Genomic DNA, 26,117 nt, shown 5'->3' with positions numbered 1-26,117 from the left:
TACAAAAAGGGACCGTACCAGATTCCATAGCGGCCGCTATAGAATGAGCGCATGGTGACCGGACAGCGCGGCAGGCCCCGCTCCTTCGACCGCGGCGCCGCCCTCGACAAGGCGATGCTCGCTTTCTGGGAGCGTGGCTACGAGGCGACGTCGATCTCCGACCTGACCGCCTCGCTCGGCATCAGCGCGCCCAGCCTGTACGCCGCCTTCGGCGACAAGCGCAAGCTGTTCGACGAGGTCGTGGTGGTCTATGGCGGCCGCTACGCCGACTTCGCGGGCGCGGCCCTGGCCGAGGAGCCCACCGCCCGGGCCGGCCTGCGGCGCGTTCTGCGCGAGGCGGCCGAGATCTACACGGACCCGGCCCACCCGCCGGGCTGCCTGGTGATCAGCGCGGCCGTCAACACCACCTCGCAGGAGGTGGCCCAGGCCCTGCGTGAGCGCCGCAACGCCAGCCTGGAGATGTTCGAGCGCAGGATCCGGGCGGACGTCGCCTCCGGCGCACTGCCGGCCGGCACGGACCCGCAGGCGCTGGCCCGCTACGCCCTGGCGGTGCTCGTGGGGATGTCCCAGCAGTCGCGCGACGGGGCGAGCCGGGAAGAACTGGAAGCGGTGGCGGAAGTGGCGATGGAGGCCTGGCCGCAGTAAGCGGTCGCGGAGAGCGGGCGAACACGCCCGGGGGCTGCGCCCCGAAAGGAATTCCGCTCGAAAATTCCTCTGGGCCACGGTGCCGGGACGGGACCCTCAGCCCGTCCGGCACCGTAGCCCGGAGTACTTACGGCCACAGGGTGTGCGGTTCCCGGCGGCCGGTGGGAGGTGCCTGCGCAGTCAGGGCAGAGTGCGCGGCTTACCTCGATCCGTCCTCCTGTGCGGGGAGGGCGGAAGCTTACGCCAATTGTGGACTAGACCATTCTGTTCTGTCCATCCAATGTCGGGCTCTGCCATCCCGTCACTTCCTCCAACAGTACGCGGACGGAGCCCCTCCTGGATACTCCTGAGTAGTCGCCGTGGGGAAAGTCATGGCCCCTACCCGGGGTACGCTCGCCCCGTGCCCTCCATGAACGACCTCGTACGCCAGCACACCGCTCTCAGTGAAACCGACCTGGAGTGGCTCCACCTGCTGGTATCGGAGTGGCAGCTGCTCTCCGACCTCTCCTTCGCCGACCTCGTGCTGTGGGTTCCCACCCTCGACGGCACCCGGTACGTCTCGGTCGCGCAGATGCGCCCCAACACGGGCCCCACCTCGTACCAGGACGACATGGTCGGCCACCTGGTGCCGCGCGGCCGCCGCCCGCTGCTGGACGCCGCGCTCGACGAGGGCCGGATCGTGCGCGAGGGCGACCCGGAGTGGCGCGAGGAGGTGCCCGTACGCGTGGAGTCCATCCCGGTGCGCCGCGAGGGCCGGGTACTCGGAGTGATCGCCCGGAACACCAACCTGCTCACTGTGCGTACACCAAGCCGGCTGGAGCTCACCTACCTCCAGTCCGCCTCGGACCTGGCCCAGATGATCGCCGCCGGAACCTTCCCGTACCCCGGCCAGCAGGTGGACATGGACGCCTCCCCGCGGGCGGGTGACGGCCTGATCCGGCTCGACGCCGACGGCGTGGTCACGTACGCCTCCCCGAACGCGCTCTCCGCCTACCACCGGCTCGGCCTCGCCGCCGACCTCGTCGGCCAGCACCTCGGCACCACGACCGCCGAACTCGCCCCCTCCCGCGGCCCCGTGGACGAGGCGATCGTCAAGCTCGCCAGCGGCTGGGCCCCGCGCGAGACCGAGATCGAGGGCAACAGCGGGGTCATCCAGCTGCGCGCCATCCCGCTCAAGCCCAAGGGCATCCGGATCGGCTCCCTCGTCCTGTGCCGGGACGTCACGGAACTGCGCCGTCGCGAACGCGAATTGATCACCAAGGACGCGACCATCCGGGAGATCCACCACCGGGTGAAGAACAACCTGCAGACCGTGGCCGCGCTGCTGCGGCTGCAGGCCCGCCGGATGGATTCCGAGGGCGGCCGCGAGGCGCTCAACGAGGCCGTGCGCCGTGTCGGTTCGATCGCGATCGTGCACGAGACGCTCTCTCAGAACCTGGACGAGCGCGTCGAGTTCGACGAGATCGCCGACCGCGTCATCGCGATGGTCGCCGAGATCTCGCCGGGCAAGGTGGAATGCCGGCGTACCGGCCGGTTCGGGATCCTGGACGCGGAGGTCGCCACCCCGCTGTCGATGGTGCTGACCGAGATCCTCCAGAACGCCCTGGAGCACGCCTTCACCCAGGGGGAGGGCGGCCGGGTGGAGGTGTCCGCGACCCGCACCGGCACCGGCCGCGCCGACGGCCGGCTGCTGATCACGGTGCTCGACGACGGCTCCGGTCTGCCCGAGGGCTTCGACCCGCAGCGTGCCGGCAACCTCGGCCTGCAGATCGTACGGACCCTCGTGGAGGGCGAGCTCGGCGGCACGTTCGACATGCTCCGGGCCGAGCCGCGCGGCACCAAGGTCGTCCTCGACGTACCGGTCAGCCCGCAGAAGTAGTCACGCTGTGTGACGGGCTGTGCCCCGGACAGCACTGAGCCCCGGACCGAAGGTTCTCGGTCCGGGGCTCAAGAGCACGTTGCTGAGCGCTTGTCAGGTGTTGCTACGCGCTGCGGCTCGAGGCTCGAAAGTCGATGTCAGGCGGTGGCGTTGCGCGCCCGATTGCGAGCGGCGCGGCGCTTCATCGCGCGGCGCTCGTCCTCGCTGAGACCGCCCCAGACGCCGGAGTCCTGACCGGACTCGAGCGCCCACTGCAGGCACTGCTCCATGACGGGGCAGCGGCGGCAGACGGCCTTGGCTTCCTCGATCTGCAGCAGCGCAGGACCGGTGTTGCCGATGGGGAAGAAGAGTTCCGGGTCTTCCTCGCGGCAAACGGCGTTGTGACGCCAGTCCATGGCTGCTCCATCTCCTTGTATTGCGGGCAGGTTGCTTGTGAATGTGAACGCTTTCACGAATCCCCCCGTGAGGGAAGGGCGACCGGCCAGTTTCCTGGAAGGTCAGTCAGGGACTCGTGAGGGGTTCTGGCGGTCTGTGTGGGTGCCGGGTTCTGCGGGCTGTCCCGATCGCCATGAAGAGATTCGCAAACCTCGGACGGGGATACAACCCCTTCCGGAAAGTTTTTTTTGATTCGTCGGTGTCTACTAGGTCACAGCCCTACATCGTGAGGGTGGACCGGCGTGTAAACGTTCGAGTGAAAGGACTTTAGGCCCTTCTACTCACACAATCACACGCAGTGCACGGCGTACGCCTGTGAACCGAACGCTGGTCCGCAGACCGAGGTGGTCTCCGTCCATCTGGAACGGAAGGGGAACCTTCGAATGCAAGGTGAAGTCGGTCAGATCGTGCAGAGACACCGCGTGCTTGCCGTGCGGACCGCGCTCAGGAGTCGAGGTCAGGAGCTGTGTGGCGTAGCGGGCGACGGCCGGAGTTGACAAACGGTTGAGTGCCAATACGTCAAGCGCAGTATCGAACGACGCCTCCGGAGAGGCGTAAAGCGGACGATTGCCCAGATACGTCCACGGCGAGGTGTTGCAGACTATCGACAGGACCAGACCGGTGACGGGATCCGCGCCGGGGCGCTCCAGCGTCACCGTCCCGTGGCGCCGGTTCGGGTCGTCCCAGAACTGACGCATCAGCTGTCGTACGTACAGGGCGTGCGTCGAACGCTTGCCGCGCTCGCGCTGCTGTTCGACGCGGCCCACCACCCCCGCGTCGAAACCGAAGCCCGCGCAGAACGTGAACCAGCGCGCCGGAACCGACTCGTCCTCCGTCCCCGGGGTGCCGGCCGCCAGGCCGAGGCCCACCGTCCGCTCGCGCTGCTCCCGCAGCGCGTCCAGCAGGGCGCCGGTCGCCTCGACCGCGTCGTTGGGCAGCCCGAGCGCGCGGGCGAACACATTGGTCGAGCCACCGGGCACCACCGCCAGCCGGGGCAGCCGCTCCGGATCCGGCCCGTTGTGCAGCAGCCCGTTCACGACCTCGTTGACCGTGCCGTCGCCGCCGAGCGCCACGACGAGATCGATGCCGTTCTCGGCAGCCGTGCGGCCCAGGTCCCGGGCGTGCCCGCGGTACTCGGTGGTCACCGCCTCCAGCTTCATCTCGCTGGCCAGGGCGTGGGTCAGGACGTCGCGCGTGCGCGCACTGGTGGTCGTCGCTGCTGGATTGGCCACGAGAAGTGCACGCATGACCGCCAGCCTACCGACCCGTTCATATGCAGCCCATACTGCCCGTCCCCTCCGGGGCTGCGGGCGCGCGGCTACCCTGCTGTGGTGAGTACGAAGCCCACCCCCGCCACGCCCCAGCCCGCCGCCCCGCTGCCCCGGCGGCTCACCGCCGCCGCCGCGCTGACCGCCCTGGAGGGCCTGGCGCTTGCCGGCCTCGGCGTCTACATGCTGTTCGTGGGCATCGCCGGCGACCCCGACTCCCCGCAGCAGGCCGAGACCGGCGGGATCACCCTGTTCGCGCTGGCCGCGCTGCCGCTGATCGCGGCCCGCGGGCTCCGCCTGGGCCGCCGCTGGAGTCGCGGGCCCGCGCTGATCACCCAGCTGATGGCGCTGCCGGTGGCGTGGACCCTGTACTCCACGGGCGGGGCGATGATCGCCGCCGCCGTGGCGCTGGCCGTGGCCGCGGTGGCCGTCGTGGCCCTGCTGGTGAACCCGGCGGCGACCGAGGCGCTGGGAATCGGGCCCGGCGAGCAGACCCGATAGCCCCGGCAGGCCCGATGGCCCCGATGGACCGGGCAGTCCGTGCGGGCGCCCCGGGCCCAGCGGCCCGTACGCGTACCCGTACCCGTACTCCCGCTCCTACTCCTCGACCAGGAGCTTCTCGCGCAGCTGGGCCAGGGTGCGGGCCAGCAGGCGGGAGACGTGCATCTGCGAGATGCCGACCTCCTGCGCGATCTGCGACTGGGTCATGTTGCCGAAGAACCGCAGCAGCAGGATCCGCTTCTCCCGCGGAGGCAGCCCCTCCAGCAGCGGCTTGAGCGACTCGCGGTACTCGACGCCCTCCAGCGCCTCGTCCTCCGCGCCCAGCGTGTCCGCGACGGCCGGCGACTCGTCGTCGGTGTCCGGGACGTCCAGCGAGAGCGTGCTGTAGGCATTGGCCGATTCCAGCCCCTCCAGCACCTCCTCCTCGGAGATCCCGAGCCGCTCGGCGAGCTCGTGGACCGTGGGGGAGCGGCCGTGCTGCTGGGACAGCTCCGCCGTGGCCGTGGTCAGCGAGAGCCGCAGCTCCTGCAGGCGCCGCGGTACGCGCACCGCCCAGCCCTTGTCGCGGAAGTGCCGCTTGATCTCGCCGACCACGGTGGGCGTCGCGTACGTGGAGAACTCGACCCCGCGGTCGGGGTCGAACCGGTCCACCGACTTGATCAGGCCGATCGTGGCGACCTGCGTCAGATCGTCCAGCGGCTCACCGCGGTTGCGGAACCGCCGGGCGAGGTGCTCGACCAGCGGCAGGTGCATCCGCACGAGCCGGTTGCGCAGCTCCGCCTTCTCCGCCGAGCCGTCGGGCAGCGCCCGCAGCTCGATGAACAGTGCCCGCGCCCCGCTGCGGTCGCGCGGATCGGGCAGGGCCGTGGGCACCGGCAGGACCGGCAGCGCCGGCGCCGGTTCCGGTTCCGTCTCCGGGGCCGTGGCAGCGGCCCCGGGTGGCTGTGAGGATTGTGGTTCTTCGTGCTGGTTCTCGCTCATAGGGCCCGCCCGTCGCTCCGCCGAGTCCAAAAAGCCGTCTTCCGCATCCGCGTCAGCCGGGTGCGGCCGGGCGTGCTGCTGCTCCGGGATGCCGCCGTCGACCTCGTGCCGTACCCGGCGCCGATCCCCGCCCCGCACCGGGATCTCCCCGCCGCTCACGCCGGGCCTGGACCCGCGCCGCGCTGTTTGTAGAGGCTGATGCTCACCGTCTTGTCCTCCTCGACGGTCGACTCGACCTTGCCGGCCAGCGCCGACAGGACGGTCCAGGCGAACGTGTCGCGCTCGGGCGCACGCCCGTCCGTGGTCGGCGCCGAGACGGTCACCTCGAGCGAGTCGTCGACCAGCCGGAACACGCAGCTGAGGACGGAGCCCGGCACGGCCTGCTGAAGCAGGATCGCGCAGGCCTCGTCCACCGCGATGCGGAGGTCCTCGATCTCGTCGAGGGTGAAGTCCAAACGTGCCGCGAGGCCGGCCGTGGCCGTCCGCAGCACCGACAGGTAGGCACCCGCAGCGGGCAGCCGGACTTCCACGAAGTCCTGGGTCCCGGGCTCGCCTGCGATCTGGGACACCCTCACCTCCAAGGTGGTACGAGCTCTGTTCGCCGGTGACGCTACCGCGATCCGGGCGATCGTGTCGCGGCACCCCTGATGACGCCCGTTACCGGACACCCCCACCCACGGCCAGTGACTGATGGTAAGCCTATGGGTACGCACAGTGGCTAGGGGTCTGCGGGCCCAAATAAGGGGAACCGGCGGAGGGTTGACCTACCCCGCTTCAGACGATCGAACCGTCGACATAACACCACCGCCACGTCTCGCCCGGCTCGAAGCTTCGCATGATCGGATGGCCGGTGCTCTGATGGTGCGCCGTGGCGTGCCGGTGCGGCGAGGAGTCGCAGCACGCGACGTACCCGCACCCCAGGCACATCCGCAACTGCACGGGATGACTTCCGAGCACCTGACATTCAGGGCAGGTCAGGGCAGTCGGGACGGGCTCGGGGCGCGGCAGTTCGGGAACGTGGGTGCACTCGCTCATGATGGCCAGCGTACTGACGTGCGGGCGCCGCAGGACGAATGCCGATCAGCGACGACGAGCGAGGGTGGATCTTCGATGGAGGTATTGCCGCTGGTGGCGCTGGTGGCGGTCAGCGCGGTCGTCGCGGGCGCCGCCCGCTGGACCCGGGTGCCCGCGCCCCTGCTGCTGGTCGCCGCCGGGCTGCTGGCCTCGTACGTCCCGGGCGTGCCCTCGTACGCCCTCGACCCGCACATCGTGCTGCCGCTGCTGCTCCCGCCGTTGCTGTACACGGCCGCGGTGGACAGCTCGTACCTGGACCTGCGGGCGAACGTACGGCCCGTCGCGCTGCTGTCGGTCGGTTACGTGCTCTTCGCGACGCTCGCCGTGGGGTACGCGGCGTACCTGGTGGTGCCGGGGCTGTCGCTGCCGGTGGCGCTGGTGCTGGGCGCGGTGATCGCGCCGCCCGACGCGGTGGCCGCGACGGCGATCGCCCGCAAGCTGGGGCTGCCGAACCGGATCACCACCATCCTCCAGGGTGAGTCGCTGGTGAACGACGCCACCGCGATCACCGCGTACAAGGTGGCACTGGCCGCGGCGATCGGGGTCAGCGCCGGCTGGGCGGGCGGGATCGCGGAGTTCCTGCTGGCCTCGGTGGGGGGCGTGGGGGTGGGCCTGGTGCTGATGGTGCCGATCCACCACCTGCGCAAGCGGCTGCGGGAGCCGCTGCTCCAGAACACGCTGTCGCTGCTGATCCCGTTCGTTGCGTACGCGGCGGCCGAGCGGGTGCACGCCTCGGGCGTGCTCGCGGTGGTCGTGGTGGCGCTGTACCTCGGGCACCGCAACTGGCAGGTCGACTTCGCGACCCGGCTCCAGGAGGAGGCGGTGTGGAAGATGGTCGCCTTCATCCTCGAGTCGGTGGTCTTCCTGCTGATCGGCCTCCAGCTGCCGGTGGTCCTGAAGGGGCTCGAGGAGTACGAGGGCTGGCACGCGGCCTGGTACGCGCTGGCGGTGTTCCTGGCGGTGGTGGTGGCCCGCTTCGTGTGGGTGTTCCCGGCCACCTTCGTGCCGCGGCTCTCGGAGCGGATCCGGAACCGGGAGCCGGACACCACCTGGAAGGCGCCGGTGATCGTGGGCTGGGCCGGGATGCGGGGGGTGGTCTCGCTGGCGATCGCCTTCTCGGTCCCGATGGGCGTGCCGCACCGGAACCTGATCCTCTTCCTGACCTTCACGACGGTGATCGGCACGCTGGTGGTGCAGGGCCTGACGCTGCCGCCGCTGATCCGGCTGCTGCGGCTGCCGCCGCGGGACCTGCAGGCGGAGACCCTGGCGGAGGCGCAGGCCCAGAGCGAGGCCTCGCGGTCGGCGGAGGACCGGCTGGCGGAGCTGCTGACGGAGCCGGAGAACGCGCTGCCGCCGCCGCTGGCGGAGCGGCTGCGCACGGTCATGGAACGGCGGCGCAACGCGGTGTGGGAGCGGCTGGGGGAGGTCAACCCGGTCACCGGCGAATCGGCGGACGACGTCTACCGGCGCCTCGCGCGGGAGATGATCGCGGCCGAACGCGAGGTGTTCGTGACCCTCCGGGACCACCGCCGGATCGACGACGAGATGCTCCGGGGGCTGCTCCGCAGACTGGACCTGGAGGAAGCGGCGGCCTACCGCGAGGACGCGGCCTGACCGCGCACCATCGGCCCCGCCGGCGTTCGGGGCGCGGGGGTCCGGGGGCGCAGCCCCGGGGAACGGGGGAAGGGCGGGCGGGGAGGGGCTCCGCGCAGCGGGAGCAGCCGGCGGCGGACTACGGACGGCCGGTCACGACGGCGGTCAGGGCCGTGCCCGGGGGAAAGGCGCCCGACTCCGTCAGGGCCGCCAGGGCCCAGAGCAGCTTCGCCACATAGATCCGCTCCACCGCAAACCCGTGCCGCTCCCCGAAATCCGCGGCGAACGCCTCCAGCAGCGCCGGCACCCGCGCATACCCCCCGTGGTGGAAGCCCTCCGCCAGGCTCCAGACCCCGGCCGGCCCCCCGAAGCCCGCCTCCTGGAGGGAACGTATCTCCGCCTCCAGGAACCCACCCGCCAGGACCGGCACGCCCAGCGCCCGCTGCCCCGGGCCCAGCCCCGCAGCCAGCCCGGCCAGGGTGCCGCCCGTCCCGCAGGCCACCGCGACCACGTCGGACATGTCCCGCAGCTCCCGCCCGAGCTCCGCACACCCCTGCAGGGCGAGGGCGTTGCTGCCGCCCTCGGGGACGACGTACGAGCCGGCCGCGCCGGCCCCCGCCAGCAGCCGGGCCAGCACCTCGGGCTCGGCCTTGCGGCGGTACTCCGAGCGCGTGACGAAGTGCAGCCGCATCCCGTCCGCCGCGCACCGGGCCAGCGAGTCGTTGAGGGGCCGGCCGGCGAGCTCGTCGCCGCGGACGATCCCGGCGGTCGGCATCCCCAGCAGCCGCCCGGCCGCCGCGGTGGCCCGCAGGTGGTTCGAGTACGCCCCGCCGAAGGTCACCACCCCGGGGAAGCCCCCCTCTACGGCAGCCCGCAGATTCGGCGCGAGCTTGCGCCACTTGTTGCCGGGCAGCTCGGGATGCACGAGGTCGTCGCGCTTCAGCAGCAGCCGCACCCCGTACTGCCCGAACCGCTCGTCGTGAACCTCCAGCAGCGGGGAGGGCGGTCGGGGCTGCAGGACGACGCCGGGGTCGGGGGAGCGGTTCACCCACCCATTGTCCGCCGCCCGCCGCCCGCCGCCCGCCGTGTCCGCCGTCCGCCGGCCCAGGGTCGGACCGGCGGGTTCCTGCCCGCAGGGCGCGGGCAGGGGTGACGGGGTGCCGGTCGTGGGGCGGCTGTCCCGCGGCTATTCCAGGCGTTCGCCGACGCGGGCGCGGAACGCGTCCATCGTGAAGCCCCTCGGGTCGGGCTTGCCGGGCTGCCATTCGAGGTGGCCGATCACCGAGCGTTCGGTCCAGCCGTGGACCCGGCAGACGGCCGCCGCCGCGCGGGCCATGGCGTCGAGTTGAACCTCCGGCCAGGGGTCGTTGCCGTCGCCGAGGTTCTCGCACTCGAAGCCGTAGAAGTGCCGGTTGCCGTCGGTGTTCGCGCGGCGGTCCGGCGGGAGCCGCTTTTCGGCGATCACCGCCGCCAGGACGTCGGAGTCGCCCGCTCCGGCGTGGTTGGCGCGGCCGTAGCCGACCAGGTGGACCCGGCCGTCCTTGGTGATCACGCCGTGGCAGAGCGGCCCCGGGAGGGCGTCGTCGCCGTCGCGGCAGAGCTCGACGGTGAACTTCGTGCCGTGCGTGACGGTGTGGTGGATCATCACCCCGTTCACCGGGCCCCACGGGCCCTTGTGGTTGCGGTTGTGGGTGCGCCAGGCGCCGACCTCGACGACGGTCAGACCCTCGTTCCGCAGTGCGCCGATGAACCGGTCCGCGGACATGGGTGCGGACATGGCCGCCTCCTCTCCGGGTGCGCGGTGGTCACCTTGCGTGTCCACCTCGTTGCTCTCCGGTGTAGTGGAGGCTGCCCCTCCGGGCTAGTGCCTTCGTACAGTGAGCGAGCCGATCCGGACACTCGTCCCGACCGGCCCACCCGTCACGGCAGTTATGCAGAGGCCTCGGCAGTGGCCGAGGCCGACGCCAGCCACAGGTCCGGGCCGAACACCTCGTAGTGGATGTCCGCGGCGGGCACCCCCTTGGCCAGCAGCTGTGCGCGGACGGACCGCATGAACGGGAGCGGCCCGCACAGGTACGCCGTGGTGCCCGGGGCCACCGGGACGTCCGACAGGTCGAGGCGGCCTTCGCCGTCGCCCGGCTCGGCGCCGGCCTCGTACCAGAAGCGGGCAGAGGCGTCGGGCAGCTTGTGCGTCAGCGCCCGGTGGTCGCCGCGCAGCGCGTGGTCGGCGGGGGAGCGGTCGGCGTGCAGGACGGTCACCGGGGCCGGGTGCCCGGTGTCGGCGAGGTGGGCCAGCATCGACAGCATCGGGGTGCAGCCGATCCCGGCCGAGGCGAGCAGGACCGGGGCGGCGCAGTCGCGCAGGACCAGATCGCCGTACGGGGCCGAGACCCGCAGGGTGTCGCCGGTTCCGATCCGGGTGTGGAGGTGGTGGGAGACCTCGCCGTCGGGCCCCGTGGCGGCCGGGCCGTGGACCCGCTTGACGGTGATCGAGCGGACCGGGGCGCCGGGCGCGCCGGAGAGGCTGTACTGGCGTATCTGGCGGGCCCCGTCGGGCAGTTCGACCTGGACCGAGACGTATTGGCCGGGCTTGGGGGAGGGGGCCGGGGAGCCGTCCGCCGGCGTCAGGTGGAAGGTGGTGCAGTCGGCGGTCTCCTCGACGCGGGCGGCGACCGTCCAGGTGCGCCAGACGTCGCCGGCGAGGACCTGCTGCTCGGCGTAGAGCCGCTCCTCGATGGCGATCAGGGCGTTGGCCATCAGCCAGTAGACCTCGTCCCAGGCCTCGGCCACCTCGGGGGTGACCGCCTCGCCGAGGACCTCGGCGATCGCCGCGAAGAGGTGGCGGTGGACGACCGCGTACTGCTCGCGGGTGACGCCGAGGGAGGCGTGCTTGTGCGCGATGCGGTGCAGCATCGCGTCGGGGCGGGTGTCCGGGTGGGCGACGAGGTGGGTCGCGAAGGCCGCGACGGATCCGGCGAGGGCCTGCTTCTGGAGGCCGGCGTTCTGGTTGCCGCGGTTGAACAGGTCGCGCAGCAGCTCCGGGTGGGCCGCGAACAGCTTCGCGTAGAAGAGTTCCGCGATGTCGCCGATGGCCGCGCCGACGGCGGGCAGGGTGGCGCGTACGGTCTCGGTCGACTTCTCGGACAGCATCCGGGGCTCCTCGCAGGTCGTTCTCGTTGAATTGGTATCTGAGATACGTATTTTTGGACGTGGGTACACCCGTTCGGGCCGTTGGCGGCCCGTGGCGGGAACCGGCCATCCGGCCGTCGGGTCAGGGGGTTTCGGTCCGCCCCGGCGGGCCGCCCGCGATGCCCAGCAGCAGCGGGCCGGTGGGCGCCGCGACCAGGTCGTCCACCGTCAGCGGGTCCAGTGCGGCGAAGAAGGCCTCCTGGGCCCGGCGCAGCGCGCCCCGCAGGACGCAGGCCCCGCGCAGCGGGCAGGGGGTGGTGCCGTCGCAGTCCACGACGTCGCCCGCACCCTCCAGCTCGCGGACCACTCCGCCCACCGATGCGGCCCGCCCGGCGGTGGTCAGGGCGAGCCCGCCGCCGCGGCCGCGGCGCGCCTCGACCAGGCCGAGGTGCTGCAGCCTGGCGACCACTTTCGCCGTGTGCGTGTACGGGACCTCCATCGTCGCCGCCACGTCGCGCGTGGTCGGGAGGTCCGCCTCCGCGACGGCCAGGCGCATCAGGACGCGCAGCGCCAGGTCGGTGAATCGGGTCAGCCGCATGGCCCCCACCCTAGAAAATTCGCATCTTGCATGCAAATTAAACGGGGCTCCGCCGACGCGTTCCGGGGCGCCGCATGGCCCGATGGCCGGAACCAGTGGGATGGGAGAGGCCTCGAGTGAAAGGAGATGAACTCCAAAGAGTGCCCACGCCCTGACGGAGTAGTCCCACCCTTTTGTGTAATGGTCCCACCACGTTCCGTACTGGAAGGCTGCATCCCGCAGATCCATGGAGTGATCGAAAGGGAAATACATGTCGGTCCAGGCAGGTTCCGAACCCGAGGTCCAGACACCGCAGCGGAGTCTTGCGACATCGGCCGCGCGGAACTTGGCAACCACGACCAAGTCCGCGCCGCAGATGCAGGAGATCACCTCGCGGTGGCTCCTGAAGATGCTCCCGTGGGTGTCCGTCCAGGGCGGCACCTACCGGGTGAACCGGCGGCTGAGCTACTCGGTCGGCGACGGACGCGTGGAGTTCATCAAGACCGGGACCCAGGTCCAGGTCATCCCGGCCGAGCTCGGCGAGCTCCCGCTGCTGCGCAGCTACGAGGACCTGGACGTGCTCTCCGAGCTCGCCCAGCGGTGCCGGCAGGTCGACTTCGAGGCCGGCCAGGAGCTGACCTCCTTCGGGAGCGCCTCCGACCAGGTGTTCCTGCTCGCCCATGGACGCATCGACCAGGTCGGCCCCGGCCCCTACGGCGAGGACGCGGTCCTGCGGACCGTCGCGGACGGCGCCTACTTCGGCGAGGACTCCCTCGTCGACGGGGAGGCGATCTGGGAGTACACCGCCCGCGCCGTCACCTCCGGCACCGCGCTCGTCCTGTCCCGCCAGGACTTCCAGCTCCTCGCCGACCGGGTCGACTCGCTGCGCGCGCACGTGGAGGCGCAGCGGTCCCTGCCGGCCCAGCGCACCAACAAGTACGGCGAGGCCGCGATCGACCTCTCCGCCGGCCACCAGGGCGAGGCCGTCCTGCCCGGCACCTTCGTGGACTACGAGGCCAAGCCGCGCGAGTACGAACTCTCCATTGCACAAACGGTCCTGCGGGTGCACACGCGCGTCGCCGACCTCTACAACCAGCCGATGAACCAGACCGAGCAGCAGTTGCGGCTCACGGTCGAGGCGCTGCGCGAGCGCCAGGAGCACGAGATGCTCAACAACCGCGACTTCGGCCTGCTCCACAACGCCGACTACGACCAGCGCATCCAGCCGCACGACGGCGGGCCCAGCCCCGACGACATGGACCAGCTGCTCAGCATGCGCCGCGGCTCCAAGCTGTTCCTCGCCCATCCCAAGGCCATCGCCGCCTTCGGCCGCGAGTGCAACAAGCGGGGTCTGTACCCGGAGTCGATCGACGTCGACGGGCACCGGGTGCCTTCCTGGCGCGGGGTGCCGATCTTCCCGTCGAACAAGATCCCGATCAGCGACGCCCGCACCACGTCCATCCTCTGCATGCGCACCGGCGAGGACGAGTCCGGCGTCATCGGCCTCCACCAGCCGGGGATCCCGGACGAGATCGAGCCGAGCATGTCGGTGCGCTTCATGGGGATCAGCGAACAGGCGATCATCTCGTACCTGGTCACGGCCTACTTCTCCGCCGCGGTGCTCGTGCCGGACGCGCTCGGCATCCTGGAGAACGTCGAGATCGCGCGCTGGCGCTGAGCGGCCTGCCGAGCACGACGACCCGGGATCGGGGGACACGCCATGGGCACCACTGAGGCGATCACGACCGGCGAGGGGCAGGAGGCCGCGGCCCTGCTGGAGCGGACAAGAGAAACGGTCAACCCGGAACTGCGCCGCACGGTCGAGAACCTCCCGGGATCGATGCGGCGCGTGGCGATGTACCACTTCGGCTGGCAGCACGCGGACGGCACCCCGGCCGCGGGCAACGCGGGCAAGGCCATCCGCCCCGCCCTCGTGCTCGCCGCGGCCCGGGCCCTGCGGGGCCCGGACGCCAAGACGGCCGAGGGCGCGGTACGGGCGGCGGTGGCCGTGGAGCTCGCCCACAACTTCACGCTGCTGCACGACGACGTCATCGACAAGGACACGAAGCGCCGGGGCAGGCCCACGGCCTGGACCGTCTTCGGGATACCGGACGCGATCATCACCGGCGACGCCATGATGGCGCTCGCGCTGCGGCTGCTGGCGGAGGATCCGCACCCCGCATCGGCCCAGGCCTCGGCGCGGCTCGCGGCCTGCGTCATCGAGCTGTGCGCCGGCCAGCAGGCGGACTGCGCTTTCGAGCAGCGGCCGTACGTCTCGCTCGACGAGTGCCTGACCATGGCGACGGCCAAGACCGGGGCCCTGCTGGGCTGCGCCTGTGCGCTCGGCGCGCTCTACGCCGGCGCCGGGCCGGACGAGGTCGACGCGATGGACGCCTTCGGGCGCGAGGCCGGGCTGGCCTTCCAGCTGATCGACGACCTGATCGGCATCTGGGGGGATCCGGGGCACACCGGCAAACCCGCCGGGGCCGATCTGATCGCCCGCAAGAAGTCCCTCCCGGTCGTCGCCGCCCTCACCTCGGGCACCGCGGCGGGGGAGGAGCTGGCGGCCCTGTACGCGGGTCCCATGGCCGAGGAGGACGTACGGAAGGCCGCCGACGCGGTGGACCGGGCCGGCGGCCGGGACTGGGCGCAGGCCCATGCCGCGGACCGGATGGGCCGGGCGGTGCAGCTGCTGTCCCGGGCCGTGCCGGACCTCGGGGCGGCGGGCGGGCTGCTGGCGCTGGCGGAGTTCGTCACCCGGCGGACCCGGTGAGCCCGTAGCGCGGCGAAGGCCGCACCCGGGCCCCGCACCCGGGCCCCCGTACGCAGGCCCGTACCCGAGCCCCGTGCGCAAGCCCTGTTCCGGCACTGCATCCTGCCGGAACAGGGCTTTCCGGTGTTCCGGCGCCAACTCTAGGATCGCCCGCGGCAGTTGAAACGTGAGCGAAGGGTGTGACCAGTGGCGCTGGAGATACGTCAGGCGGATCAGTCGGACCGGGACGCGGTGGCGCGGCTGCTCGACGAGGCCTTCCGCACCGACCCGGTGAGCAGCTGGGTCTTCCCGGATCCGGAGCACCGGGCCGCGGTGCACGGAAGGTTCCTGGGCGTCTTCGTGGACGTGGCGCTGGCCGAGGGCCGGATCGACTACGCGGTGGACGGCTCGGCGGCGGCGCTGTGGCTGCGGATCCCGGCCGGCGAGCCGGAGGGGGAAGCCGCCGAGGACGACGTTCCGGCGAGGATGCGTGCGGTCGCCGATCCCGGCAACGAGAGGTGCGAGCTGGTCGGCCGGCTGACGGGCGCGGTGCACCCGACCGCCGAGGAGCACGAGTACCTGCTGATGATCGCGGTCGCCCCGGGCCGGCAGGGCGAGGGGCTCGGGACCGAGCTGATGCGGCCGGTGCTCGAGCGCTGCGACCGCGAGGGCGTGCCGGCGTACCTGGAGGCGAGCAGCGAGCGCAGCAAGGGGCTGTACGAGCGGCTCGGCTGGGAGTTCACGGGCGAGGCGGTGCAGCTGCCGCAGGGGCCGCTGATGTGGCCGATGTGGCGCAAGCCGCAGGGGACGGCCTCGTCGCCTGCGCGCTGATCACTGCGAGCGCAGCACTTTCGCAAGCGGTGAAACCGGCCGAACGCGCAGAACCGGCCTACCGTGGAGGTATGGCCGGTGAACAGCACCAACAGCAGGATCGGCGCCACCCGCACGCGCCCGAGCCGGTGGACCCGCAGACCGCGCACGAACAGCTCGCGTGCCCGGTCTGCGGGCGCCCCGTCGAAACCGTCATCCGGCGGCGCAAGGCGCTCGGGATCTTCATTCCGGAGTGGGTACCGGGTCCCTGCCGGAACCCGGACTGCGCGGAATACGTACCCGAGGTGGGGAAGCTGCCCTAGCTCGTCAGCTCTTCGAGCCCAGCCCCGACGCGGCCAGCCCGTTGCGCCACAGCTGGTCCACGCGCGAGCGCTCCGTGCTGTTCGGGGTGGCGTTCTGGCACGAGGTGCCCGGGCCGCCGCCCGACATCAGCTCGGAGCAGGGGCCCGAGTAGTGGTCCGGCAGACCCAGCACGTGGCCGGTCTCGTGCGCGGTCACCCGGGTGGAGTTGTACTGCTGGTTCTGCCGGTAGTCGAGGAAGATGTAGCCCCGGCCGTGGCCGTCCGTGCTCGCGTACGAACCGCGCGAGTCGTTGCCCTCGTAGTACGAGAAGTTCCCGCCGGAGGACACCTCCTGCAGCTTCACGTTCGAGACCGAGCTGTTCCATATCTGCGTCGAGCGGGATATCTGGCTGCGGAAGCTGGGCGCGTTGCGCGTGTTGTAGGTGACGGTCACCGCGAGGGCACCGGGGTTCGCGGCGCGCTGCTCGGCGACCGAGCGCTGCACGGCCTCGAAGAAGGCGCGGTTGGCGTCCTGGTTCTCCTGCGAGTGCTCGTACGCCGCGTACGTCGCGGCATTGCCGACGGGCGCGGGGGCGGAGGCGGCGCTGGCGGTGGGGACCACGCCGAGGGCGGCCGCGAGGCCGAGGCCGACGGTGGTGGCCAGTACGGCCTTTCGGGGCATACGGGAGTGGCGCATGTGGGGGGCTCCTACTCGGATCCGGTGGGGGGTGGGTCGTTCGGTACCGGAGTCTGCGGGAGCGGGAGCGGCCGGCGGATGATGTCAGCCCCCGATAGCGCCGGCCTATCGGGGGATTTCGGAAGGTCAACTTCCATGAGAATGGCGGGATTCGGTGGGGTATCAGTGGCTGGTGCGGTCCGCTGGGACCGGCCTACTCTCGGGTCATGGAGCTCGAGGTGAGGCACCTGCGCGCACTGTGCGCCATTGCCGACGCCGGCAGTCTGCACAAAGCCGCGCGGCAGCTCGGCGTGAGCCAGCCCTCCCTGACGACCCAGCTGCGCCGCATCGAACGCGCCCTGGACGGCGAGCTGTTCCTGCGTGAGCGCACCGGCTGCCGGCCCACCCCGTTCGGCCGCACCGTCCTGGGCCGGGCCCGCCCGCTGCTGGCCGAGATGGCCGCCCTCGTCGCCGAGGCCCGGGCGCTGGCCCGCGGGCCGCGGCTGAACATCGGCTCCACCGCCAGCCGCGCGATACCGGGGTGGCTGCGCCGGATCCACCGCCGGATGCCGGACTTCGAGACCTCGCTGATGGTGGACGTGTCCGCCAACGCGCTGCTGCGCATGGTGGCTTCGGGGCAGCTGGACGTGGCGTTCGTCCACGAGGTGGAGGGCAGCCCGCTGCGGGTGCCGGCCGGGCTGGAGCTGCGGGTCCTGATGGAGCGGGAGCCGCAGTTCGTGTCGATGTCCCGGGACCATCCGGCGGCTCGCCGGCCGGTGGTGGAGTTACAGGACCTGGCGGCCGACCGGTGGACGGTCGACCCCTCCGTGGACGGCGAATGGGACGGCCTGCGCCGGGTGTTCGCCGGTGCCGGGCTGGACCCGCCCGTCCTGCACGCCGACTACCACACCGCGACCTCGCTGATCATCTCCGGCGAGGCGGTGGCCCCCTGCCAGCCGACCTCCGGGCCGCGCGACGACATGGCCATACGGCCGCTGTCCGGCGACCCCCTGGCGGTCCGGCTGCTGCTGGCCACGCGACCCGGTGCGCATGCCGAGGTCTTCGAAGACCTCCGGGCGGCCTACCGCGAGGCCGCCCTCCGCACACCCCCGTACCGCGCCTGGCTCCACCACCACGCCAGCCCCCTCCTGGCCGCGTAGCCCCTGCCGGGGCTCGACCCCGATCACCCGCGCCCGGAACGTCTGCGGGGCCGGAGTCCGCCGGCTCCGCCGCCACCGTCTCCGGGCCCGCAGCCCCGTGTCCGCGCCGTGGCGGGGCCGAGCCCTGCGCTCGCGCGCGGCGCCGCTGTCGGGGGCCGGCCCCGTAATCCACGCGCCTCGAAACGCCGGCGGGGCCGGGTTGCGGCAGGCGCTTGACTTCGAGCATCCGCGATATATCGTGTTATCCAGAAGACGCGATATGTTGCGTGCCGTGTCCGTACGCCGAGGAGGATCAGCACCATGGCAGAGCAGAAGACGTGGTCGGTCGCCGAACCGCAGAAGCTCACCTTCGAGGAGCCGGTGACCGAGCTCCGCGTCCGCCTCGTCGGCGGCACGGTGAACGTCGTCGCCGACGAGGGTCCGGCCCGCCTCGAGGTGGCCGCGGTCGACGGGCCGCCGCTGTACGTCGTCCAGGAGGGCGGCACCCTCACCGTGTCCTACGAAGACCTGCCCTGGAACGGTTCCCAGGACCTCAAGAAGTGGTTCGAGGGCAAGCCCTGGAAGGCCTGGTCCCGCTCCGGCCCGGGCCGCAAGGCCTGGGAGCGCAGGGCCACCGTCACCCTCACGGTCCCCGCCGCCACCCACGTGCAGCTGGCAACGGTCAGCGCCACCTCCGTCGTCTCCGGCATCCGCGCCGACACGGACGTCAACGGGGTCTCCGGCGACGTCACGCTGGTCGGCCTGTCCGGCAAGGTCAACGCGAAGACCGTCTCCGGCAGCGTCGAGGCCCAGTCCCTCACCGGCGGGCTCGGCTTCCACTCCGTCTCCGGAGGCCTGACCGTGGTCGACGGCGCCGGCGGCACCGTACGCGCCGACTCCGTCAGCGGCGACATGCTCATCGACCTGGCCCTCGACGCGGCCGAGCCGCGGCCGGTGGACATCTCCCTCAACTCCGTGTCCGGGCAGGTCGCGATCCGCCTCCCGCACCCCGCAGACGCGCGGGTGGAGGCCAACACGGCCACCGGCGGCGTCTCCAACGCCTTCGAGGACCTGCGCGTCTCCGGCCAGTTCGCCGCCAAGCGGATCACCGGCACGCTCGGCGCCGGTACCGGCACCCTGCGGGCCACCACCGTCTCGGGCTCCATCGCCCTGCTGCGCCGCCCGGCCGCCGACGCCCCGGCCGCACCCCTCGTGCTCGACAAGAAGGTGCTCTGACATGCCGCCCGTCTTCGCCCACGGCCGCCTCCGCCTCTACCTGCTCAAGCTGCTGGACGAGGCCCCGCGGCACGGCTACGAGGTGATCCGGCTGCTGGAGGAGCGCTTCCAGGGCCTGTACGCGCCCTCCGCGGGCACGGTGTACCCCCGGCTGGCCAAGCTGGAGGCCGAGGGCCTGGTCACGCACGCCACCGAAGGCGGGCGCAAGGTGTACTCCATCACCGACGCGGGCCGCGCCGAGCTGGCCGACCGCGGCGGTGAACTCGCCGACCTGGAGCTGGAGATCCGCGACTCGGTCTCCGAGCTGGCCGCCGAGATCCGCGACGACGTGCGCGGCGCGGCCGGTGCCCTGCGGCGCGAGATGCGGGCCGCGGCCTCCGCGACGGCGACCCCGGTCGAGGACGCGTCCTGGGCGGCGGCCAAGGAGGAGCTGCGCAAGGCCAAACAGGAGTGGAAGGAGCAGGCCCGCCGGGCGAAGGACGAGAGCCGCCGGGCCCGCGAGGAGGCCCAGCAGGCCCGCCGCCAGGCCAGGGAGGCGCAGGAGCGGGCGCGCGAGGAGGTCATGCGGATCGCGGGCCAGCTGCAGGAGCAGTTCGCGAAGTCGGGCGGGGTGCTGGGCAATCTGGCCGGTTCCTGGCTCGGCGGCGGCGCGGGCAGTACGAGCAGCACGAGCGGTGCCGGTGCCGGTACGGGGGCCGGTCCGGGCACGGGTGCCGGTACGGGTGCTGGTACGGCCGGCGCCGCGGCTGCGGACCCGCACTGGGCCGAGGACCTCGCCCCCACTGGCGACCCGGCCCGCGACCTGGACCGCCTGCTGGACCGCTTCCGCGACGACGTCCGCGACGCGGCCCGCGACCACGGGGTGACCCCGGCCAAGCTGGCCGAGGCCCGCGCCCACCTCGCGGCGGCGGCGGACCGCCTCGCGCAGGCGCTCCGGCCGTCGCGATAGGTCGCGAAGCCGTCCGCGTCCTGCGTGGAGCGTTCGAAGGTCAGACCCTCCCGTGCTTCTTGTGCACGGCCTGCCGGCTGACGCCCAGCTCGGCCGCGATCTCCTGCCAGGACCACCCCTGCGCACGGGCGCTGCGCACCTGTACGGCCTCCAGCTGCTCCAGCAGCCTCCGGAGCGCGGCCACGGCACGCAGACCCACGCGCGGGTCGCGGTCCCCGGCCCGCTCGGCGAGATCGGTCGCTTCCGTCATGCCTGGCAACGTAAGTTGACAGGCATGACGGCGTCAACCGGTGTTGACGAACCGGCGCCTACACCGTCAGGACGATCTTCCCGAACAGGTCGCCGGCCTCCAGCTTCTCGAAGCCCTCCCGCGCCCGGTCGAGCGGCAGGACCTCGTCGATCACCGGACGCACCCCGGTCGCCGCGCAGAAGGCGAGGAGGTCCTCCAGCTCGTCCTTCGACCCCATCGTCGAGCCGACCACTTTGAGCTCCAGGAAGAAGATCCGGGTCAGCTCGGCGTGCGCCGGGCGGTCCCCGCTCGTGGCGCCCGAGATCACCAGGGTGCCGCCCGGGCGCAGCGACTTGACCGAGTGCGACCAGGTGGCCGCTCCGACGGTCTCGATCACCGCGTCCACCCGCTGCGGCAGCCGCGCTCCCGGCTCGTACGCCTCCACCGCGCCGAGCTCCACCGCCCGCTTGCGCTTGGCCTCGTCCCGGCTGGTGGCGAAGACCCGCAGTCCGGCGGCCTTGCCGAGGACGATCGCGGCCGTCGCGACTCCGCCGCCCGCGCCCTGCACCAGTACCGAGTCGCCGGGGCGCACGCCCGCGTTCGTGAACAGCATCCGGTACGCCGTCAGCCATGCCGTCGGCAGGCACGCGGCCTCCTCGAACGACAGCTCGGCGGGTTTGCGCAGCACGTTCCAGGCGGGGACGGTCACCTGCTCCGCGAACGTGCCCTGGTAGCGCTCGGTCAGGATCGAGCGCGGCTCGTCGGGGCCGACCCCGTGGCCGGTCTGGCCGATCACGGAGTGCAGGACGACCTCGTTGCCGTCCTGGTCGATGCCGGCGGCGTCGCAGCCGAGGATCATCGGGAGTTTGTCCTCGCCGAGGCCGACCCCGCGCAGCGACCACAGGTCGTGGTGGTTGAGGGAGGCGGCCTTGACGTTCACGGTCACCCAGCCGGGGCGTGCCTCGGGGGCCGGGCGCTCGCCCAGCACGAGGCCGCTCAGCGGCTGGTCACGGTCGATTCGGGCGGCGTAGGCAGCGAACATGCCGCGACGCTACCGCCCGGTAGCGTCGCGGACCAGCCCTGTCGGGGCTCTGTGGGTGAGGCCTTCGTCGCACGGCCGCCCGTACGGCCCGGTGACCGTCGGCGGGAACCGGGCAGGGGTGTTCCTGCGTCCGTAATGGGCTCGCGCGGAGGTGTGGCCGAGACCGAGCGGAATTGTTCGTTGCGTGCTCAACTAAGCACGCCACGTGCGGTCTTGTGTGGCCGGAAGGGGCAAGCGGAACGTCAGGATCAAGCCTTGAGGGGCGGTAATATTCACGCCATGCCGCCCGGCTCGTCATGAGCCTGCCACCTTGTGGCCGCATTCTCATTGACGAAGCGTCAGCTTCGTCGAGGCGCTGTGGCGGAGCATCCCCTCCCGGTTCGGGGGCGGGGAGGGTGTGCCCAACAGAAGAGGGGCCCGGCCGGATGTTCATCCGGCCGGGCCCCTCTTCTGCTGCTGTCGCCGGGTCAGACCAGGCGGGCCACGCCGTCGGCCTTGGCCGCCGCGGCGACCGCGGCCGCGACGGCCTCGGCGACGCGCGCGTCGAACGGCGACGGGATCACGTAGTCGGCGGCGAGCTCGTCACCCACGACGCCGGCGATGGCGTCGGCGGCGGCGATCTTCATGCCCTCGGTGATCCGGCTGGCGCGGACCTTCAGGGCACCCGCGAAGATGCCCGGGAACGCCAGCACGTTGTTGATCTGGTTCGGGAAGTCCGAGCGGCCCGTGGCCACGACCGCCGCGTACTTGTGCGCGACGTCCGGGTGGACCTCCGGGTTCGGGTTGGCCATGGCGAAGACGAAGGCGTCCTTCGCCATCGAGGCCACCGCCTCCTCGGGCACCGTGCCGCCGGAGACGCCGATGAACACGTCCGCGCCGTTCAGGGCCGCTTCCAGGGAGCCGGTCTGGCCGGTCTTGTTCGTCAGGCCCGCGATCTCCGCCTTGACGTCCGTCAAGTCGGAGCGGTCCGCGGAGACGACGCCCTTGCGGTCGGTGACGCAGACGTCGCCGATGCCCGCGTCCACGAGGATCTTGGCGATGGCGATGCCCGCCGCGCCCGCACCCGAGATCACGGCGCGCAGGTCACCGAGCGTGCGCCCGGTCAGCTTCGCGGCGTTGCGCAGGGCGGCCAGCGTCACGATCGCCGTGCCGTGCTGGTCGTCGTGGAAGATCGGGATGTCCAGGGCTTCCTGGAGCCGGCGCTCGATCTCGAAGCAGCGGGGGGCGGAGATGTCCTCCAGGTTGACCCCGCCGAAGGACGGCGCGAGGCGGATGACCGTCTCGATGATCTCGTCCGTGTCCTTGGTGGCGAGCGCGATCGGCACCGCGTCCACACCACCGAACTGCTTGAACAGGATGGCCTTGCCCTCCATCACGGGGAGGGAGGCCTCGGGACCGATGTCACCGAGTCCGAGCACGGCCGTGCCGTCGGTGACGACGGCGACCACGTTGGACTTCCAGGTGTACTCGTTCACCAGCTCGGGCTGCTCCGCGATGGCGCTGCAGACCTTCGCCACGCCGGGCGTGTACGCGAGGGACAGGTCATCCTTGTTCTGGACCGGCACCGTGGCCTGGATGGCCATCTTGCCGCCCCGGTGCAGCGCGAACACCGCGTCCGGGTTGTTGTCCGTCGCGCTGTCGCTGCGAGGATTGACGATCTCCGCTGCCACTTTCTTGGCCCCTTAAGTCTTTGAATCGTTGAGGGTGACCACACCTGGTTAAGGGGTGGGCGGGCACCGCGTCCGTACTCCGCATCGACGGTTGGCCCGTCTCCGCGAAGGGGAGGTTCGTACGCGCGGGCGCGCCGCACGCGCGCCCTGAGCCCCGGATGAGGGGTGTAAGGATCCGTTGTACCCGAAGAACGCTCACCCAGACGAGTCGATTCCGACTCGACAGTAGACCCCTTGTCCTGTTTTTGGCGAAAGGTCCAAACCCCTCTGTCCAACGGGCGAGACGGACCGCAAATAGTCCGTCAAAAAGGCCAGGTCGCAGCGGTTCCTGCGGCTCTGAAGCCCTCATTCCGCAGTCCTGTTGGGTACCCCCACCCACCCGTTATCCGATTTTGACCTGACGAACTGCCTGAATGCATCAGTCCGAATGGCAAGATGCCGTAATCACACGAGGTCGCGACACTCGAAGGTGCGTGCCCGACCGTTCTCGGATGCTCCACCAGCCAGCCGGAGGAACCAGCTCATGACCGCAAGCACCACCCGTCGTACGACCGCCGCCCGGTCCCGGATCGCCGCGGTCGGCGCGATCGCGGTCGCCGGCGCCCTGATCCTCACCGGTTGTGGAGACCAGACGGACAAGGCTTCCACCAGCCCGTCGGGTGCGGCGAACAGCAGCGCTCCGCTCTTCTCGAAGCTCCCGAAGAAGATCCAGGACGCCGGTGTCATCAAGGTCGGCACCGACGCGACCTACGCGCCGATGGAATTCACCGAGGGTGGCAAGATCGTCGGCGTCGACCCCGACGTCGCGGCGGCCCTGGCCAAGCAGCTCGGTGTGCAGTTCAAGTTCGAGTCCGGCACCTTCGACACCCTGATCGGCAGCATGCAGACGGGTCGCAGCGACCTGGTCATGTCCTCGCTCACCGACACCAAGGCCCGCCAGGAGGGCCTGGACGACAAGGGCGCCAAGACCGGTGCCGGCGTCGACTTCGTCGACTACTTCTCCGCCTCGACCGGCATCCTGGTCAAGAAGGGCAACCCGCAGGGCATCAAGACCCTCGACGACCTGTGCGGCAAGACGGTCGCCGTGCAGCGCGGCACCACGTACGAGGAGTCCGCGAAGACCCAGGCCGAGAAGTGCAAGACGGACGGCAAGGGCGAGCTCAAGATCGAGTCCTTCCCGACCGACGCCGAGGCCCAGACCCGCGTGAAGGCCGGTGGCGCCGCCGCCGACCTGAACGACTCCCCGGTCGCCGCGTACATCGCGCAGACCGCCGGCGGCGGCAACGACTTCGAGGCCATCGCCAACCCGACCGACGCCGGCCTCTTCGGCATCGCGGTCGACAAGAAGAACACCGAGCTGCGCGACGCGCTCAAGGAAGCCCTCGACGCGGTCATCAAGGACGGCACCTACAAGGCCGCCCTGGACAAGTGGAACGCGGGCTCCGGCGCCGTGACCGAGGCCAAGATCAACGCCGGTTCCTGACCTCCGCGTACCACCGCAGCACACTGAAGGGCAGTCACTGTGACTGACAAGCTCGACAAGGTCCCGGACCCGGCGGACACCCCGCCGGCCGGGGCCGTCCCCCCCGAGGCGATCCGTGCCATCCCGGTCCGCCACTACGGCCGCTGGATCAGTGCCGTGGTCGTCATCGGCCTGGTCGTGGCGCTCGCCGTCGCCTTCTCGCAGGGCAACGTGCGCTGGGCGACCGTGCCGGAGAAGCTGTTCGACCCCACCATCCTCCGTGGCGTCGGCAACACGATCTGGATCAGCATCACCTCGATGGTCCTGGGCCTGGTGCTCGGTGTCCTCTTCGCGGTGATGCGGCTCTCGAAGAACCCGGTGACCAGCACCATCGCCTGGTTCTACATCTGGCTGTTCCGCGGGACCCCGGTCTACGTCCAGCTGCTCATCTGGTTCAACCTCGCCCTGATCTTCCCGATCCTGAACCTCGGGTTCTACAAGGACGAGATGACCCAGGTCATGACGCCCTTCCTGGCCGCCCTGCTGGGTCTCGGCCTCAACGAGGGCGCGTACATGGCGGAGATCGTCCGCGCCGGCATCCAGTCGGTCGACGAGGGCCAGACCGAGGCTTCGCACGCGCTCGGCATGACCCGTACGCAGACCATGCGCCGGGTCGTGCTGCCGCAGGCCATGCGGGTGATCGTGCCGCCGTCGGGCAACGAGTTCATCAACATGCTCAAGACCTCGTCGCTCGTGGTGGCCGTGCAGTACTTCGACCTGCTGCGCGCCGCCCAGGACATCGCCTCGACCTCGTTCGCGGTGATGGAGATGTTCTTCGTCGCCTCGATCTGGTACCTCGCCCTGACCTCGGTGTTCAGCGTCGGGCAGTACTACCTGGAGCGCCGCTACGCCCGCGGTGCCCTGCGCTCCCTGCCGCCCACGCCGCTGCAGAAGGTCAAGGCGAAACTGTCCAGCTTCTCGAACCGCAAGGCGGTGGCCTGATGACGACTGCCATGGTGAAGGCCGAGGGCGTCCACAAGTCCTACGGTGCGGCGCACATCCTCAAGGGCATCGACCTGGAGGTCGCCCCGCGTGAGGTCTTCTGTCTGGTCGGCCCGTCCGGCTCCGGCAAGTCGACCTTCCTGCGGTGCATCAACCACCTGGAGCAGGTGAACGCCGGACGGCTGTACGTCGACGGGCAGCTCGTCGGCTACCGCCAGAAGGGCGACAAGCTCTACGAGCTGAAGGACAGCGAGGTCGCGGCCCAGCGCCGGGACATCGGCATGGTCTTCCAGCGCTTCAACCTCTTCCCGCACATGACGGCCATAGAGAACGTCATGGAAGCCCCGGTCATGGTCAAGGGCGAGTCCAAGGCCGTGGCACGCGAGCGCGCCGTACGCCTCCTCGACCGCGTGGGCCTCGGCGACAAGGGCGGGAACTACCCCACCCAGCTCTCCGGCGGCCAGCAGCAGCGTGTGGCGATCGCCCGCGCGCTGGCCATGGAGCCGAAGCTGATGCTCTTCGACGAGCCCACCTCGGCGCTCGACCCGGAGCTCGTCGGCGACGTCCTCGACGTCATGCGGGACCTGGCCGAGTCGGGCATGACCATGATCGTGGTGACCCACGAGATGGGCTTCGCCCGCGAGGTCGGCGACAACCTCGTCTTCATGGACGGCGGCGTCGTGGTCGAGTCCGGCCACCCGCGCGAGGTGCTGGGCAACCCGCAGCACGACCGGACGAAGGCGTTCCTGTCCAAGGTGCTGTAGCG

At 71.3% G+C, this 26,117-nt stretch carries 27 protein-coding genes; 14 read left to right on the top strand and 13 right to left on the bottom strand.

The window, feature by feature from the left end:
• Positions 1–51: 51 nt before the first annotated feature.
• Together AB5J51_RS14885 and AB5J51_RS14880 are read left to right on the top strand one after the other, a co-directional pair.
• The gene (locus tag AB5J51_RS14885; RefSeq protein WP_136224919.1) at positions 52–645 is read left to right on the top strand and encodes a TetR/AcrR family transcriptional regulator; all 594 of its coding nucleotides are present in this window, start codon (positions 52–54) and stop codon (positions 643–645) included.
• 409 nt (positions 646–1,054) lie between these two features.
• Positions 1,055–2,524: a PAS domain-containing sensor histidine kinase gene (locus AB5J51_RS14880; RefSeq protein ID WP_365952757.1), complete on the top strand. Its 1,470-nt coding sequence runs from the start codon at positions 1,055–1,057 to the stop codon at positions 2,522–2,524.
• A gap of 137 nt (positions 2,525–2,661) precedes the next feature.
• Here AB5J51_RS14880 and AB5J51_RS14875 read toward each other — a convergent pair whose 3' ends face one another.
• Both AB5J51_RS14875 and AB5J51_RS14870 read right to left on the bottom strand, forming a co-directional pair.
• Complete coding sequence (locus tag AB5J51_RS14875) at positions 2,662–2,919, bottom strand: WhiB family transcriptional regulator (RefSeq protein WP_004937597.1); 258 nt, start codon at positions 2,917–2,919, stop codon at positions 2,662–2,664.
• Positions 2,920–3,240: 321 nt separating this feature from the next.
• Positions 3,241–4,206, bottom strand: a complete 966-nt coding sequence (locus tag AB5J51_RS14870) for a diacylglycerol kinase family protein (protein ID WP_053784624.1) — start codon at positions 4,204–4,206, stop codon at positions 3,241–3,243.
• An 84-nt stretch (positions 4,207–4,290) separates the two neighbouring features.
• On the opposite strand from AB5J51_RS14870, the gene AB5J51_RS14865 reads away from it, so the two are divergent.
• A complete protein-coding gene (locus tag AB5J51_RS14865) occupies positions 4,291–4,728 on the top strand; it encodes a hypothetical protein (RefSeq protein ID WP_369777872.1) in 438 nt (145 codons plus the stop codon).
• A 96-nt stretch (positions 4,729–4,824) separates the two neighbouring features.
• Here AB5J51_RS14865 and AB5J51_RS14860 read toward each other — a convergent pair whose 3' ends face one another.
• The 3 genes from AB5J51_RS14860 to AB5J51_RS14850 all read right to left on the bottom strand — a co-directional run bounded on the left by AB5J51_RS14860 (position 4,825) and on the right by AB5J51_RS14850 (position 6,744).
• Positions 4,825–5,847 carry a SigB/SigF/SigG family RNA polymerase sigma factor gene (locus AB5J51_RS14860; protein WP_078987089.1) on the bottom strand — a complete coding sequence of 341 codons (1,023 nt, stop codon included), beginning with the start codon at positions 5,845–5,847 and terminating at the stop codon, positions 4,825–4,827.
• A 17-nt stretch (positions 5,848–5,864) separates the two neighbouring features.
• Positions 5,865–6,278 (bottom strand): anti-sigma regulatory factor, encoded by a 414-nt coding sequence (locus tag AB5J51_RS14855; protein ID WP_030291315.1) that lies wholly within the window; start codon positions 6,276–6,278, stop codon positions 5,865–5,867.
• Between the two features lie 205 nt (positions 6,279–6,483).
• A complete protein-coding gene (locus tag AB5J51_RS14850) occupies positions 6,484–6,744 on the bottom strand; it encodes a UBP-type zinc finger domain-containing protein (RefSeq protein ID WP_053784626.1) in 261 nt (86 codons plus the stop codon).
• 75 nt (positions 6,745–6,819) lie between these two features.
• Between AB5J51_RS14850 and AB5J51_RS14845 the strand changes: the two genes are divergently transcribed.
• Entirely contained in the window at positions 6,820–8,397 is a 1,578-nt protein-coding gene (locus AB5J51_RS14845; protein WP_136224920.1) for a Na+/H+ antiporter, read from the top strand.
• A 118-nt stretch (positions 8,398–8,515) separates the two neighbouring features.
• Here the strand turns inward: AB5J51_RS14845 and AB5J51_RS14840 are convergent, their stop codons facing one another.
• The 4 genes from AB5J51_RS14840 to AB5J51_RS14825 form a co-directional block, all read right to left on the bottom strand.
• Positions 8,516–9,424, bottom strand: coding sequence for a 1-aminocyclopropane-1-carboxylate deaminase/D-cysteine desulfhydrase (locus AB5J51_RS14840; RefSeq protein ID WP_369777870.1), 909 nt, complete (start codon positions 9,422–9,424; stop codon positions 8,516–8,518).
• 138 nt (positions 9,425–9,562) lie between these two features.
• Complete coding sequence (locus AB5J51_RS14835) at positions 9,563–10,153, bottom strand: N-acetylmuramoyl-L-alanine amidase (RefSeq protein ID WP_206310721.1); 591 nt, start codon at positions 10,151–10,153, stop codon at positions 9,563–9,565.
• A 152-nt stretch (positions 10,154–10,305) separates the two neighbouring features.
• Positions 10,306–11,526, bottom strand: a complete 1,221-nt coding sequence (locus AB5J51_RS14830; protein WP_369777869.1) for a globin domain-containing protein — start codon at positions 11,524–11,526, stop codon at positions 10,306–10,308.
• Positions 11,527–11,647: 121 nt separating this feature from the next.
• Positions 11,648–12,103, bottom strand: a complete 456-nt coding sequence (locus AB5J51_RS14825) for an Rrf2 family transcriptional regulator (protein WP_136224923.1) — start codon at positions 12,101–12,103, stop codon at positions 11,648–11,650.
• A 250-nt stretch (positions 12,104–12,353) separates the two neighbouring features.
• On the opposite strand from AB5J51_RS14825, the gene AB5J51_RS14820 reads away from it, so the two are divergent.
• The 4 genes from AB5J51_RS14820 (at position 12,354) to AB5J51_RS14805 (ending at position 15,967) form a co-directional block, all read left to right on the top strand.
• Positions 12,354–13,760, top strand: a complete 1,407-nt coding sequence (locus AB5J51_RS14820; RefSeq protein ID WP_369777868.1) for a family 2B encapsulin nanocompartment shell protein — start codon at positions 12,354–12,356, stop codon at positions 13,758–13,760.
• Positions 13,761–13,802: 42 nt separating this feature from the next.
• Positions 13,803–14,855, top strand: a complete 1,053-nt coding sequence (locus AB5J51_RS14815; RefSeq protein WP_136224924.1) for a family 2 encapsulin nanocompartment cargo protein polyprenyl transferase — start codon at positions 13,803–13,805, stop codon at positions 14,853–14,855.
• A gap of 186 nt (positions 14,856–15,041) precedes the next feature.
• Positions 15,042–15,665, top strand: a complete 624-nt coding sequence (locus AB5J51_RS14810; RefSeq protein WP_053784633.1) for a GNAT family N-acetyltransferase — start codon at positions 15,042–15,044, stop codon at positions 15,663–15,665.
• A 71-nt stretch (positions 15,666–15,736) separates the two neighbouring features.
• Complete coding sequence (locus AB5J51_RS14805) at positions 15,737–15,967, top strand: hypothetical protein (protein ID WP_053784634.1); 231 nt, start codon at positions 15,737–15,739, stop codon at positions 15,965–15,967.
• Between the two features lie 4 nt (positions 15,968–15,971).
• Here the strand turns inward: AB5J51_RS14805 and snpA are convergent, their stop codons facing one another.
• Entirely contained in the window at positions 15,972–16,643 is a 672-nt protein-coding gene (gene snpA / locus AB5J51_RS14800; RefSeq protein ID WP_053784635.1) for a snapalysin, read from the bottom strand.
• Between the two features lie 206 nt (positions 16,644–16,849).
• Here snpA and AB5J51_RS14795 point away from each other — a divergent pair, with 206 nt between their 5' ends.
• From AB5J51_RS14795 to AB5J51_RS14785, 3 genes are all read left to right on the top strand, one after another.
• Positions 16,850–17,782, top strand: a complete 933-nt coding sequence (locus AB5J51_RS14795; protein ID WP_369777867.1) for a LysR substrate-binding domain-containing protein — start codon at positions 16,850–16,852, stop codon at positions 17,780–17,782.
• Positions 17,783–18,082: 300 nt separating this feature from the next.
• Positions 18,083–18,997, top strand: a complete 915-nt coding sequence (locus AB5J51_RS14790; protein ID WP_053784637.1) for a DUF4097 family beta strand repeat-containing protein — start codon at positions 18,083–18,085, stop codon at positions 18,995–18,997.
• A gap of 1 nt (position 18,998) precedes the next feature.
• Positions 18,999–19,946, top strand: a complete 948-nt coding sequence (locus AB5J51_RS14785; RefSeq protein WP_369777866.1) for a helix-turn-helix transcriptional regulator — start codon at positions 18,999–19,001, stop codon at positions 19,944–19,946.
• Between the two features lie 40 nt (positions 19,947–19,986).
• On the opposite strand, the gene AB5J51_RS14780 is transcribed toward AB5J51_RS14785, so the two are convergent.
• The 3 genes from AB5J51_RS14780 to AB5J51_RS14770 all read right to left on the bottom strand — a co-directional run bounded on the left by AB5J51_RS14780 (position 19,987) and on the right by AB5J51_RS14770 (position 22,887).
• Positions 19,987–20,196: a helix-turn-helix domain-containing protein gene (locus AB5J51_RS14780; protein WP_008741547.1), complete on the bottom strand. Its 210-nt coding sequence runs from the start codon at positions 20,194–20,196 to the stop codon at positions 19,987–19,989.
• A 58-nt stretch (positions 20,197–20,254) separates the two neighbouring features.
• Entirely contained in the window at positions 20,255–21,217 is a 963-nt protein-coding gene (locus AB5J51_RS14775; RefSeq protein ID WP_053784639.1) for a quinone oxidoreductase, read from the bottom strand.
• A 467-nt stretch (positions 21,218–21,684) separates the two neighbouring features.
• Positions 21,685–22,887: an NADP-dependent malic enzyme gene (locus AB5J51_RS14770; RefSeq protein ID WP_030291341.1), complete on the bottom strand. Its 1,203-nt coding sequence runs from the start codon at positions 22,885–22,887 to the stop codon at positions 21,685–21,687.
• Positions 22,888–23,410: 523 nt separating this feature from the next.
• Here AB5J51_RS14770 and AB5J51_RS14765 point away from each other — a divergent pair.
• Genes AB5J51_RS14765 through AB5J51_RS14755 form a run of 3 tightly spaced genes read left to right on the top strand, consistent with a single transcriptional unit; the run spans position 23,411 to position 26,115 of the window.
• Complete coding sequence (locus AB5J51_RS14765) at positions 23,411–24,370, top strand: ABC transporter substrate-binding protein (RefSeq protein WP_053784641.1); 960 nt, start codon at positions 23,411–23,413, stop codon at positions 24,368–24,370.
• A gap of 39 nt (positions 24,371–24,409) precedes the next feature.
• The gene (locus AB5J51_RS14760) at positions 24,410–25,351 is read left to right on the top strand and encodes an amino acid ABC transporter permease (protein WP_053784642.1); all 942 of its coding nucleotides are present in this window, start codon (positions 24,410–24,412) and stop codon (positions 25,349–25,351) included.
• On the top strand, positions 25,351–26,115 hold the full coding sequence (locus tag AB5J51_RS14755; protein ID WP_166663123.1) for an amino acid ABC transporter ATP-binding protein: 765 nt from the start codon (positions 25,351–25,353) through the stop codon (positions 26,113–26,115). The genes AB5J51_RS14760 and AB5J51_RS14755 overlap by 1 nt, the downstream gene beginning before the upstream one ends.
• The last annotated feature ends 2 nt before the right edge of the window (positions 26,116–26,117 follow it).

This window comes from Streptomyces sp. R33, assembly GCF_041200175.1.
Lineage (GTDB): Bacteria > Actinomycetota > Actinomycetes > Streptomycetales > Streptomycetaceae > Streptomyces > Streptomyces katrae_B.
This window is presented reverse-complemented; position numbering and strand designations above follow the sequence as displayed.